Below are 13,255 nucleotides of genomic sequence, written 5' to 3'. Positions count from 1 at the left end.
TGCACCGGGCGGCCAGGATTTCGCGGGCGGCGCCGGCCACCAGTTCTCGCAGTTCGGCGGGCACATTGGGCGCGTCTCATGAGGTTTGAGGGGGGTGTAGTTCAGATTGCACCGGTGATCGTCACCGGCCGCAGGGCGAGCCGGGGCCATCCATTGACCCAGGCTCAGAAGGAGGCGAACCGGCTGGTCAGCCGCGAGCGAGCGGCCAACGAGCACGGCTTCGCCGACCTGAAGACCTGGCGGATCCTCACCAAGGTCCGCATGAACGCCCGGCACGGGACCGCGCTCCTGCGCGCCATGCTCGTGCTGACGAACGCCGAGATCGCCTGCTGACGGACAATCACTCAGTCACGATCAAGCCCGCGACCGGCCCGAGCACCCCGCCCCCGCACCACACCAGCTCCCTTGACCTGCAGACTTCAGGATGGAATGGCTCACTGTTCCTGAGGGTTTCTCAGCCGGTCTCGGTGGCCACCATCTTTTCTCGCCTTCACCTGTTCCGTCCGCGGGAGTGGGGGCGTGGTGTGGGGCGGGTTTCCGCTTGGTGGTCCAGGCGCACCACGTCGAGGGTGCATGTGGCGGCGCCGGGAGCCGGCCTGGCCGACGGATGGACCGGCCCCCGGATCGGCGCGGTGGCCAACTCCTGAGCACGCTGCCGAACGGTCACCTCCTCAGTAGGGGCAATCGGACGGTGAACTGCGCACCGCCTTCCCGCGCCTTCCCGACCGTCACCGTCCCCCCGTTGCGTCGCGTGGCTTGCCTGACCAGCGCGAGCCCCAGCCCCCGCCCGGCCCCGGGCCCTTCGCCGGGTGCCGGCGCCACGGGCAACTTGGTGCTCCAGCCGCGTCGGAAGATCTCCTCGACCGCGGTCGTGTCGATCCCCGGCCCAGTGTCGCAGACTCTGACCAGTAGCTCCGCAGTGTCGGCGCGGACGGTGACCGCCACCTGTGGACGGCGAACCGGGAGAAGGCCGTCGCCGCCGCGGCCGAAGGGGTGCGCTTGCGGCTCCCGGCAGGCGGCGCCTTGAATGGCGGCGTCCAGAGCATTGTCGATGAGGTTGCCGATCACGGTCACCAAGTCCCCCGCCGGCACCGAGTCTCTGGGCAGGGCTCCCTCTCCGACCCGGCTGTCCGGCGCCAGGACGAACTCCACTCCGAGCTCATCGGCCTGAGCCGCCTTGCTCAGGAGCAGCGCAGTCAGAACGGGCTCGGCAATCGCCCCGACGATCTGGTCAGTGAGATCCTGCGTCAGGGCCAGCCCGACCGTGGCGAATCGCAGCGCTTCTTCGGCGCGGCCGAGTTCGATCAGCGAGACCACGGTGTGCATCCGGTTCGCCGCCTCGTGTGCCTGGGAGCGAAGGGCTTCGGCGAAGCCGCGCACGGAATGGAGTTCACGGGACAACAGTTGCAGTTCGGTGTGGTCGCGGAGGGTCACCACCGTGTCGCGCCGGCCGTCGCTGAGAACCGGCGCGGTGTTGACGACGAGGACCCGTTCTCCGGTCAGGTGGATCTCGTCGACTCGCCGCTGCGCGACCGACAGCGCGTCGGTGAGGGGGACCGGCAGGCCGAGTTCGTCGATCCGGCGGCCGATCACCCCTTCCGGGTGGGGCTCGGGGCCTAGCCCGAGCAGTTGCCGGCCGCTGTCGTTGATCAGTGTGATGCGTCGCTTGGCGTCCAGCATCAGTAGCCCCTCCCTCAGGGCGTGCAGGGTTGCCTGGTGGTAGGCATACAGCTGGCTCAGTTCGGAGGCGGGCATGCCGTGGGTCTGGCGACGCAGTCGAACGCTGATGACGGACATGGTCAGGCCACACAGGGCCAGGACTGCGAGCGCCATTGCGAACAGCGACACCAGTTGTTGCCGAACCTGCTCGTTGATCCTCTTCACCGTGATCCCGGCACTGACCAGGCCGACGATCTTCTCGCGGTCGAAGATCGGCATGACAACGCGCACCGAGGGCCCGAAGGATCCGGAGTGGATCTCGTAGGAGGGGTTGCCCTTCTGCGCGGATTCGATGTGTCCGGAGAACCTTCCTCCGATGAGACGGGGATCGGGATGGGTCCACCGGATTCCCTGGGGATTCATGATCGTGACAAATGCGACCCCTGTGTTCTTGCGGACCTGTTCCGCGTAGGGCTGAAGCAACGCGGTCGGATCGTTGGAGCGGATGGCTTCGCGCACCGAAGGGGCCGCGGCCACCGAGCCGGCGGTGCCGGTCGTTTGCCGTCGGGCCGCGTCCTCGGCCTGGCTGCCTGCGTTGACGTACGCGAATACCATGCAGAGGCCCACGGCGATGATCAGTAGGCCCGCCTGCAGCGCGAAGAGCTGGCCGGCGAGGCTCCGGGGGCGCGGCAGGTGGATGCCGGTGGCGGCCCCCGCGCCAGTCCGTGTCTGCAAGGACGTTCCCTTCTGAAGTCTGACGCGGGCGCGGCGTCCCCCTGAGTTGCCCGTGGGCCACGGAGCGTACGACCGGGCGGACGCATCGAAGCCGAGATAAGGTGACGTCCATCCGCTCTTCGCGCGAGGCCGATAGCTGGGCCGGGGCGGACGGTGCGGCGGACGCCTCGATCTCCTCCACCTCGGCCACCGGCGGCACGGAGAGGTCCAGCAGCGAGGCCGCCTCGTCGCTCAATCCGAACTCCGGGTTGCGGCGGGCTCTGCGCTTGTCATGGACGATCGCGACTTCTGTCGCGATGAAGTACAGCGCCCAGATCGGTGCGGCCAGTGCCAGCATGCTCAAAGGGTCGGCGCTGGGGGTGGCGAAGGCCGCGAAGACAGCGATGCCCAACACCATGCCGCGCCACCAGCCGAGGAGCCGTCTACCGCTGACGACGCCGACCAGGTCGAGCATCACCAGCAGCAGCGGGAACTCGAAGGCCAGACCGAAGACCAGGATCAGCCGGGTGGCGATGTCGAAGTAGTCCTCGGGCGGCAGGATCGGGGTGGTGCCGCTGAGCGTGAACGAGATCAGCACCTGCACCGTCATCGGCAGCAGCATCATGGCCAGGGCGGCACCGGCCACGAACAGTGGCGCTCCCACCACCATGAAGATGACCGTGTACTTGCGTTCGTGCTTGTGCGGTCCCGGCGCCACGAAAGCCCCCAACTGGTAGAGCCAGACGGGCACCGTCGCCAGCACGCCGGCGGTGAGCGCGACCTTCAGCATCCAGGTGAAGCCTGCAGTCAGACCGATGTTGGACACTAGGGCGCAGCGGCCCTCCGAGGAGACGATGATCTTAGGAGTGCACTGCGGCAGTGGCCGGAGCAGGAACTCCTCGATCTGCCGGTGGAAGATCAGCGCGCCGGTCGTGAGCACCATGATCGCCAGGATTGACTTGACCACGCGGTTGCGCAGTTCCCGCAGGTGTCCGGCGAGGGCCATCCGCCCCTCGGGGTCCTTGGGCGCGTTCTTCATCGCCCTGGAGAGCGTTCTCAACCCCGGTCCTCCACTCGTGAGTGAGCGCCCACTGGTCGGCAGCACGCGGTGGCCGAGGTCGGCCGGCGTTCTGCGTGCCGGCGGTTGGCTCGCCGTTGCTGCTCCCGAGACGGGCAGGACGGTCCTCGGCGGTGGGCGGGGGCCGTACCGTGGGCCGGCCCCGTCGACGGCGCCGCGGCCGACGTTCATCGCGGTGGTCCGGCTCGTGAGGACCGGCGTCGTCCAGCCGAACGGACGCGTCGGAACAGACAGCCACTGGGCGGTGAGCGGTGAGCGGAATAGTAACGCGGCGCGGCCTCCGTGCGGCAGCCCCGTGGACGGCCAAACTGAGCTTTGCTCCGCGATGTGGTCTCCAACGCTTCGAGCACGCCACCCAGCCGCACTGCTCGGCCCCTCCCCGGTGCAGGACACCTCCTCAAACGTGGAGCCAGTACATGCGCACATCCGACAACTCTTCCGCCCTGCGGCCGGCCGCCTATCTGTGCGGTCCCCCGCAGAACCCGACAGCTGCCGGGGACCGCGAGGCACTGACACGCTTCGCCGCCCGCCTGGGCCTGCCCGCCCCGGTGTCCTACCTCGACCGCGCCCGCCCGTCCTCCTCGTGGGGTCACCGGACCCGCCCCCGGTTCGAGGAACTCGTCCTCGCCGTGATCGACGGCACGCATCGCCTCCTTCTGATACCGGGCCCCTGGGTCCTCTCCAGCGACCAAGACGGCATCCGCCTGTCGATCCGAGTCCTCACCGCAGCCGGATGCACCCGAATCCTGATGCCACCACGACACGCCAAACCCGTGGGGCGACACAACCCGTCGACATCCGGCGGCCGCACCCCGCTCGTACCGGCCCGCGAACGTCCTCTCCCCTGACCGTCCCCGCTACCGTTTTCGTGGCCCCGCAACGGGGTTCCCGGCCTCCCGGCCCGGCATGACTTGCGCCCCTTGTCGATCATGATCGAAAAGGTGGTGTCACCGGGCTCGGGAGGCGTTGGCAGACCGCTGACGAGGGGCTTGAGCGCCGAACCCATGCCCGGGTGAGGCAGGCTCTCCGTAACGTGGATGCCGGCACGCCGATGCCGCAGGGCCGGGAGGACGAGTCCTGGGGAGGGGCAGTTGACCAGCACCGACGGCATAGATCTCTATCTCGGCCTGGACGTCGGCAAGGGCGAGCATCACGCGACCGCGCTCACCCCGGCCGGCAAGAAGGTCTTTGACAAGGCACTGCCCAACAGCGAGCCCAGGCTCCGTGAGCTTTTCACGAAACTGCAGGCCAAGCACGGGACCGTACTCGTGGTGGTTGACCAGCCGGCCACCGTCGGCGCCCTGCCGCTGGCCGTCGCCCGCGCCAGCGGCTGCCGCATCGCCTACCTGCCCGGCCTGACCATGCGCCGCATCGCCGACCTCTATCCCGGCGAGGCGAAGACCGATGCCCGCGACGCGCACGTCATCGCGGACGCCGCCCGCACCATGCCACACACCCTGCGCGACCTGGTGCCGAGCGACGAGACCGTCGCCGAGCTGGAGATGATCGCCGGATTCGACGACGACCTCGCGGGCGAATCGACCAGGATCCAAAACCGCTTGCGCGGCCTGCTCACCCAGATCCACCCGTCCCTCGAACGCGTCCTGGGCCCACGACTCGACCACCCCGCGGTCCTCGCCCTGCTCGAACGCCACGGCTCCCCGGCCCAGTCGAGGAAGGCCGGCCGGCGTCGACTGGTCGCACTGCTGCCGCCCAAGGCCCCGCGGATGGCCGAGCGGCTCGTCGAGGACATCTTCACCGCCCTCGACGAGCAGACCGTCGTCGTCCCCGGCACCCAGGCCGCCGCACTGATCGTCCCCAGCCTCGCCACCTCACTCACGGCAGTCCTCGACCAGCGCAAACTCCTCGCCGCGAGGATCGAGGAACTGCTGGAGGCCCACCCTCTTTCCCCGGTCCTGATCCTCATCGACGTCGGCGACGCAAGCGCCTTCCCGACCGCCGGCCACCTCGCGGCATACGCGGGTCTGGCGCCCGTCACCCGCGCCTCCGGCTCCTCGATCCGCGGCGAACACCCCTCCCGTCGGGGCAACAAACAGCTCAAACGAGCCTTCTACCTCGCCGCGTTCGCATCCCTGTCCCAACCCGAGTCACGGGCCTACTACGACCGGAAACGACGCGAAGGCAAACACCACGTCGCTGCCCTCGTCGCACTCACCCGACGCCGCATCGACGTCCTCTTCGCCATGCTCCGAGACGGCACCCTCTACCAGCCACCGACCGCCGCTACCGGTTGACGAAGACCATAGGGGCACCTTTTCGCGAAACGACGCAGGGGCCCCCTCCACGTCAGCCGTCACGGGTCGCCAGGAGAAATGGCCGGGTGCCCTGTTGAGCCCGACGAGGGTGACAGTCAGTCCCGTACCGTCGGTGCCGCGCTCCTCGATCGCGGGTGTGGCGCCACCTCATTGAGGGGTTGGCCCAGCGCCGACCTCACACCGATAGCTCCATGGCAGAAGGCAGTCGAGTGACTGCCCAAGGGCGTGGTGCGCTGCTCGGCCGGGGCTTCAGGCGAAACACTCGTGGCGCCCGCTGGTGGACCACGGCAGCGATTGACGGCTCCTTGTCCGACTGGCGACAGGCACGTCCCCTGTCACCGCGTCAGCGCCGCCACCTCGGAGGGTGATCGTGGCCTCCGATCCGTTCACCGCCGCCCATCCGACGATGCACCTCTTTTGCAGTCGGGTGAGTGGGGTAGGGCCGGGAGTGCTCGTTCCGGAGGGCCGTGGCCCCACGCGGTGTCGGTACCCTCAGCCGAGCTTCTGCTCCATCGCGCGGAGCTTGCGCTCCAACGCGTCCAGTTTCGGCAGTGACAGGGTGTCTTCATCGATGGTCAGGTCGACGGCGGCGGTCTGCTCAGGGCCGTCCTTGCCGCGCCCGCCCCGAGAGGCCGCGGGGGCGGCTGCCGACCGGGCCAGCTCGAGGGCGGAACGGACGGCGGCGGCACTCGGCAGGCTGCGCGGGCGGTCGGGCTCGGCGGCCGACTCGGGTTCCGGACTGTTCTGGGGGTCCGCGGAGGTGGCGGCGACGGCGAGTGCAGCAGTGCGGTTGCCGCGGGTGCGGGAGAACGGTCCGCTCCGGCGGGCGATGGCCTTCAGTTCTGCGCGTTCGCGGCGATCGGCGTCGCGGGTCCGCACTCTGGCCTCCCTCTTGGCCTGGCGCTCCTCCCGGACCTCTTCCACCGCGTCGTCCAGGCTGCGAGCGTTCTCCAGCAGCATCAGCGACCAGGCGGCGAACGTCTCGCGGGGCGCTCGCAGCCAGCGCACGATGCGGATCTGCGGCAGCGGGCGCGGCACCAGGCCCTGCTCGCGCAGCGCGGCCCGGCGGGTCTGCTTGAGCGCCCGGTCGAACAGGACCGCGGCCGAGACGGACATGCCGGAGAAGAACTGCGGGGCGCCGTCGTGAGACGCTCCGCGCGGCGCGTGCACCCAGTTGAACCAGGCCGAGGCGACGGCGAACACCCAGACCAGAAGCCGGGATCCGAACGCCGCGTCACCGTGGCTGGCCTCGCGCACTGCGAGCACAGAGCAGAACATCGCCGCGCCGTCCAGTCCGAACGGCACCAGGTACTCCCAGCCGCCCGACAGGCCCAGGTTCTCCGTACCGAAGCCCACCAGGCCGTGGAACGACAGCGCGGCCGCCACACCCGCGCAGCAGAACAGCAGCGCGTAGGAGGAGATCCCGAACACCATCTCGCGGCGCCGGCGCCGCTCCTCCCCGCGTTCCCAAACATCGGCCGCCTCACCAGAACGGTCGGCCCTGCGGTTCCGATAACGCAGGAACAATACCAAGGTGAGCACGGACACCACGACCGCGCCGACGGCGACGGCCCAGGAAAGCTGTATCGGAGTCAGGTTCATGACGGATCGGGCCTCACTGTGGTGAGTGGAGGGGCAGGAGCGGTCGGATCATCTGGGACAGCATCGCCCCGACGCTGGGACGACGAACGAACACCGTGGCGCCATAGAGAACTTCACGGCCCCGATGGTGGCGAAGCAGGGTGGCCGGGAACTCCGGTCGGGTCGGCAGTGCCGGCCGCAGTATCGGTGGGACCGGGCTGCGGTGACCCCACCGGGGGCGACGACACTGGGGCCGGGGTTGGCGGGGTCGTGCCGGACGGACGGCTGGAGGCCCGGGTAGAGGGCTGGCGGGACAGCGGACCGGACGGCCCGGAGGTGGGTGCGGCGCTCGGCGAGGGCGGGGTCCCCCGGCCGGGCGCAGCCGACAACGACGATGCCGCGGCGGACTGGGTATCAGGTGGGGACTGTCCCGGGCTGGCCGACGTCGGCAGGACGGCGGCGGGCCGCGAGCCGGTGGGCGACCCGGGCACAGCGGGTGCAGTCGGCGAAGACGGTTTCGCGGCAGGCCGGACAACGGGTGAGGCATGTACCAGGCCGGCCGGGGACGGGAGGACGGAGGGGGACAGCAAGCCGGTGGGCGTCGCGGTCGGTGAAGGGTCGGCCGGTGGGCTCGGCGCGGTCGAGGGCGCCAGTGCGGGTCGGGTGTCGGCCGGCGGGAGGTCCTGGGCGGCCGTGTCCGATGTAGGCCCGGCCGTTCCGGCCGGAACGTCCCGGGGAGTGAGGGCCAGGCCCGCGGCGGCGGCAGTCACCGCGGCAGCCGCCGCCCAGAACACCGCCCGACGGTGCAGCAGTCTTCGCCCGGCACCGCCAACGCTGCCCGGGCGCCCCGGCGGTCCCGCCTCCCAGTCTGCCACTGCAGCCGAGAGCGGCACCGGCTCCTCGCGGTTCTGCGCCGTTCGCAGGTGCGGACCCTCATCGGCGGTGAGCACCACGACTCGCCCGGCGACGCCCGGTTCGCCGGTGCCGCCGGGAGCCTGGCCGGCCGTGGTGACCGCGCAGATGCCACAAGCAGGGTCGCCCCCGGTGGCGAACGCGGAGCGGCCGGAGCCCGCCGACCGGGTGCCGTCCTCGTCCAGGAGCTCGGCCAGGCGGGGGCAGGTGCGATCGGCAACCAGCGTCACGTTGGCACAGAGGTACTCGTCGAACCGGTTGCGGTAGGCCTCGGCCCGCTCGGCGTTCTCGGTGGTGCGGCTGGCCCAAGGCGGCGGATCCGCGCTCGCGGCCGAGTCCAGTACCGCCTGCAGCACTGCCCGGCGGCACGCTTTGGGCGCGGCCAGCACGGCCCGCAGCACGGTGGCCTCCTTGTGGGTGTACACGGCGGTGGGTTCGAACGGCTGTCGTTCCCCAGGCGGCCCGGCGACGACGGTCGAGGCCCGGCTCTCTTCGCCGGGAACGGTGGCCTGCCGTACGGCCGCCCACCGCTCCAGCCCGGCGAGGAAGGACACCCAGGCGTCCACGTGACGAACGCCGCCGACGACGGCCCGCCAAGCCTCGGCGGGCATCCCTGCGTACGGGCTCTCGGGGCCGTCCGTGCCCGGCGCGGGCCTCGATAGGAGGACTGGCGGCGCCGCTCCACGTCGCGTGGGGCGCTCACCGTCGCGGTTCGGGACAGCGACGGCGTCCACGGCGGTACGTAGGCCGTCCCCGTCACCGGAGATGGCGTCGGGGACGGAAGCGGGATCAGGCTCTCCCACGGTTCTCCTTGGGCGTGAGGATGGTGCGTGTCCTGGACACCGGACCGGCATCGGGGACACGTGAGGGGAGAGCACTGGACGGCAGCCCCGTCCCGGGGCTTCGCCAATCCGTTACCGACGCGTGCCTCCAGGGCAGAGCGGAGCTGGGGTCATGGCCGGAGACCTCGTCGCCGGTCACGCAGGAGGAGGCGTACCCGGCGTCCAGGGCCGCTTCGATCATTCGCAAGGTCAGACGGGCGGGGCTTGGTGGCGAACTCGACCTGCTCGGAACGCCGGAGCCCGACCGGCGCTCGGGAGCGCGGCACCAGGTGCGCCCGGGGAGGTAGAGCCGACGGCCAGTCCCCGCGACGGCGCGTAAGCGAGGAACATCCACCACGACAAAGACATCGGGGATCGCCTGGCTGCCGGTGCCCGGCCTGCGTCAACCGCTCCACGAACACGCGTAGGCGTCGACCAGGGTCTTCACCGGCCCGTCTGCGCAGAGCACCGCCTCGGTGGGCCCGGAGAGCACGTCCTGGCGCGCGACAGAAAGCCACACCCGACACCCCTGGGTGAGCCAACCCTACGAATGGCCGAACCAACCCGATCAACAAGGTAGGGACGGCTGACCGACATCACGAGTTCAAGTTCAGTAGCAGGAACTCGAAAGCCAGGCCGAAGAGGAGGACCAGGCGGGTGGCGATGTAGGAATAGTCGTCCGGCGGCAGGATCGGTCTGGTGTTGTCCGGGGGGAACCCCATCAGCATCTGGACCGTCGTCGGCAGCGGAGGCGCAGCCTGGTTGGCGCCCGTCCAGGAACAGCTGGCGCCGCAGGCCACAGGATCCGGGTGTGCTTGCGTTCGTGTGGGCGCTGGTCGGGCGCGATGGAGGTTCAGAGACGCAGCGGCTTCGGCGGGCAGTCTTCGATCCTCCTATGGAGGACCAGCGCGACGAGCGTGGACACGCGGCAGGACCGACCTCACGGTGCGGTTGCACGGTTGCCGCCGACGGTCTGCGAAGGCCATCCGCCCCTCGGGCCCGTTGGGTGCCTTCGAGGCCTTGGAGAGCTGGCTCACCCGGCCTGCGTGTGGATCTCCGCAGGGTGGGGAGTTGAGCGCGGCGATTGGGGTCCTCGGGCGCGGAGCGGGGCGCCTCAGATTCGGGGTGGCCTGACGTCATGTCTGGCCGAGTACGTACTGCAGTAGCGGACTGGCAGCCGGCTGGGCGGGCAGGGGGCTGGGGCCGGCGTCGCGCGGGTACCAGGCGGCGTAATCCTTGTCGTGCCACACCCGTCCAACCGGTCCCGCACCTACATCGTTGTCGTCCCGCCCCAGGTCCGCCCCGTTCAGTAGCCAGATTGCCGCCTGCTCGCGTCCGGCCCCAGCGCCGGTTGGTTCTCCTCCAGCGCCGATTCGCCATTCAAGTTGTCTCCCGAGTCCGTGGCTGCTCCCCGGGGCGCCGTTGTCCCGGATTCATTCCACGCGCTTACTTGATGGAGAGTCAGATTGATGGTTGGTCGGACTGTGATCTTCCTTGCCGCCGGGTGCTGTGCGGGGGGCATTCATCGTCACTCTCGAAACCGTGACGGGCCCTGGATTCAAGGGCGGGGGGCGTTTCTGCCCGTTGGCAAAGGGCTTCAGGGGGCCGGTAGTCGCTTCTCCTGCGCAGGTATGTGCGCAGACACAGATAGTGACGGTGATGCAACGTCATGAACTGTGCGTTGCCGGTGTGTTGACGTTTGAGTGATGGCAAGTCAGACTAACCCCCAATCTGTTCATTCCCGTGCGATAGTGTCGCTTTCTGTTCGGCTTTGGGTGGGGTCTCTCCTGCTGGGCTTGAGTGCGAGATCGCGCGGATGGCATCAAGGAATCCTGTATGAGAAGAGTGGGATCCGTTTTCGTGGCCCTGCCGGGCCTGCTTCTGGCTGTGGTCGCTGGGCTGCCGGCGGCTCAGGCCGCACCGGTGACTGCCCATTCGGGCGCCCAGTTCCCGGACACCGTCGGCGCGGGGGTGCAGGCGCACGGCGGCGGTGTGATCAAGGTGGGCGACTACTACTACTGGTTCGGTGAGGACCGCGGCGAGGACAACAAGTTCCGCTACGTGTCGGCCTACCGGTCCAAGGACCTGAAGAGCTGGGAGCCCCGGGGGCACGTCCTCACCCAGGAGTCCGCGCCGGAGCTGGGAACCGCGCTGATCGAGCGGCCGAAGGTCCTCTACAACGAGAAGACCAAGCAGTTCGTGATGTGGATGCACAAGGAGGCCGACGACAGTTACGGCGAGGCCCGCGCGGCGGTGGCGGTCTCGTCTGCGGTGGACGGCCCCTACCAGTGGAAGGGCTCGTTCCGCCCGAAGGACGCCAAGGGCGCCGAGTACATGTCGCGCGACATCACCGTGTTCGAGGACAAGGCGGCGGGCAAGGCCTACATGATCTCCTCCGCGAACAACAACGCCGATCTGATGGTCTATGAACTCACCGACGACTACACGCAGGTGAAGGACGTCGCCGCGAACCCGTGGCCGGGGCAGCACCGCGAGTCGCCCGCGCTGTTCAAGCGCGGGGACGTCTACTTCATGCTCACCTCCGGGACCAGCTACTGGGACCCGAACCAGCAGAAGTACGCCACCGCGCCGAGCCCCACCGGGCCGTGGACGGAGATGAAGGACGTCGGTAACAGCAACGGCCACCAGTCGCAGACGGCCTTCGTGCTGCCGGTCGAAGGCAGCGATACCACCTCCTACCTCTACCTGGGCGACCGCTGGGCGGGTGTGGGGCCCAACCCGAAGCGGGTCAACGACTCCACCTACGTCTGGCTCCCGCTGCAGTTCCCGACCGCCACGAGCATGACCCTCCCCTGGTACCCCGAAGTCTCGATCGACACGGCGACCGGCCGGGCCGCAGGAGGCGGAACGGACCCGCTCAACACGATCACTTCCAAGAGCAGCCGCCTGTGCGCGGGTGTGCCCGACAGCCTCTCCAGCAACAACGCACCGGTGGTCCAGGGAGCCTGCGACGGTGGTCTGAACAACCTGTGGCGGTTCACCGACAGCAGCAGCGGATACGTTCGTGTACTGGCCCAGCACAGCGGCAAGTGCCTCGACGTGGCGGACAACTCGACCGCGAACGGGGCCGAGGTCAGGCAGTACGACTGCGGCTGGGGCGAGAACCAGCGCTGGCGCTTCGAGAACCTCGCCGCCGGTTACGTCCGCATCATCGCAAAGCACAGCAACAAGTGCCTCGACCTCCAGAACGGGTCCGGGGCAACAGGCGCCAAGCTCATCCAGTCAGACTGCAACGACAGCGCCGGCCAGGCGTGGAAGGTCGCCGCCACGGCTTCGACGGCCCCGGCGCACTCGGCGGACTCGCCTGGCGGCGATGCCCCGGGCAACGCGGACCATTGAGCTCGACGCCGGCGGTAACTTTGGTGGTCTCCGGCTGAGCTTGATTGGCCCAACAGGCCACTTGACCTGCTGATCTGCGGTTCCGCCCGCAAGCGACGCATTGGATCTCTCGTCGCGCTTTCGGGTTGAGTTCTGCTGTCGCGCGTCAGACTTTGTGGCAGGGCTTGTTTCTTGCGGGTCCTGCCCTGTGAAGGAGTCTGATCGATCATGGTGAGGCCGCCGGTGTTGCCGCCGGAGAAGAAGGTCCGGATCGTGCTGTCGATCCTGGCCGGTGAGATGACCGTTGCCGAGGCCGCGCGGCGGGTGAAGGTGTCCGAGCAGTCGATCGGGAACTGGAAGCCAATTTTATATCAAATACCTTAAGAGTGTTCGATATGCCGGGCGCCGAGGCGGAGACAATGCCGGCCGAGCTCCCCCGCATACCCGGTGGCCCCATGCCGGGTGCCCCCCCCCACGGCCCGGTGCACCCACCCTGTAGAGCTCGCCTGTCAGCGACCGTTCTCCCCGCCACCGATCGCTCCCCGCCGCACCGACGGGAAGGCCCGTGTCGCCTCACCTCTCAACCAGGCCCGTAATCCACTCGCCCGAAAGGACCACCACACCGCGGTCGCACCGCACCTGGCGCGCCAGCGCGCAGCGCCGTGATCAGCACGATGCAGTCCCACTCGCGGCCCTGTCCAGGTCCGTTCCCATCCCGTGGTGCGGCGGCCCGGCGCCCTGCTTTCGGCTTCGACCCTCGGGCCGGCAGGGGCTCATGGCGTCACAAGCGGGTCAAATCACTGCAGACGGTCAGAGGACCACGATGCCCCACCCCTCATTCCTCGCAGGAGCCGACAGGCACACCCCCTTACCGG

General features: G+C 69.3%; 7 protein-coding genes and 1 pseudogene. 4 read left to right on the top strand and 4 right to left on the bottom strand.

The window, feature by feature from the left end:
* Positions 1–78: 78 nt before the first annotated feature.
* Positions 79–333 (top strand): transposase family protein, encoded by a 255-nt coding sequence (locus ACFWOG_RS33610; protein WP_380362981.1) that lies wholly within the window; start codon positions 79–81, stop codon positions 331–333.
* A 330-nt stretch (positions 334–663) separates the two neighbouring features.
* Here the strand turns inward: ACFWOG_RS33610 and ACFWOG_RS33605 are convergent, their stop codons facing one another.
* Together ACFWOG_RS33605 and ACFWOG_RS33600 are read right to left on the bottom strand one after the other, a co-directional pair.
* Positions 664–2,358 carry an ATP-binding protein gene (locus ACFWOG_RS33605; RefSeq protein ID WP_380362983.1) on the bottom strand — a complete coding sequence of 565 codons (1,695 nt, stop codon included), beginning with the start codon at positions 2,356–2,358 and terminating at the stop codon, positions 664–666.
* Positions 2,359–2,755: 397 nt separating this feature from the next.
* Positions 2,756–3,316 (bottom strand): annotated as a pseudogene (locus ACFWOG_RS33600) (twin-arginine translocase subunit TatC); the annotation flags it as partial.
* Between the two features lie 1,226 nt (positions 3,317–4,542).
* Between ACFWOG_RS33600 and ACFWOG_RS33595 the strand changes: the two are divergent.
* Positions 4,543–5,706 (top strand): IS110 family transposase, encoded by a 1,164-nt coding sequence (locus tag ACFWOG_RS33595; RefSeq protein WP_380362979.1) that lies wholly within the window; start codon positions 4,543–4,545, stop codon positions 5,704–5,706.
* 513 nt (positions 5,707–6,219) lie between these two features.
* Here the strand turns inward: ACFWOG_RS33595 and ACFWOG_RS33590 are convergent.
* Positions 6,220–7,329 (bottom strand): DUF2637 domain-containing protein, encoded by a 1,110-nt coding sequence (locus tag ACFWOG_RS33590; RefSeq protein ID WP_380362977.1) that lies wholly within the window; start codon positions 7,327–7,329, stop codon positions 6,220–6,222.
* Positions 7,330–9,637: 2,308 nt separating this feature from the next.
* Positions 9,638–9,769: a hypothetical protein gene (locus ACFWOG_RS33585; protein WP_380362975.1), complete on the bottom strand. Its 132-nt coding sequence runs from the start codon at positions 9,767–9,769 to the stop codon at positions 9,638–9,640.
* Between the two features lie 1,108 nt (positions 9,770–10,877).
* Between ACFWOG_RS33585 and ACFWOG_RS33580 the strand changes: the two genes are divergently transcribed.
* Entirely contained in the window at positions 10,878–12,401 is a 1,524-nt protein-coding gene (locus ACFWOG_RS33580) for an RICIN domain-containing protein (RefSeq protein ID WP_380362973.1), read from the top strand.
* A gap of 207 nt (positions 12,402–12,608) precedes the next feature.
* Entirely contained in the window at positions 12,609–12,764 is a 156-nt protein-coding gene (locus tag ACFWOG_RS33575) for a transposase (protein ID WP_380362971.1), read from the top strand.
* Positions 12,765–13,255 lie beyond the last annotated feature (491 nt).

Origin of the sequence: Kitasatospora sp. NPDC058406, from assembly GCF_042722765.1 — a bacterium.
GTDB lineage: Bacteria > Actinomycetota > Actinomycetes > Streptomycetales > Streptomycetaceae > Kitasatospora.
Note: the sequence above shows the minus strand (reverse complement) of the source record. Positions and strands in the feature narration are given on the sequence as shown.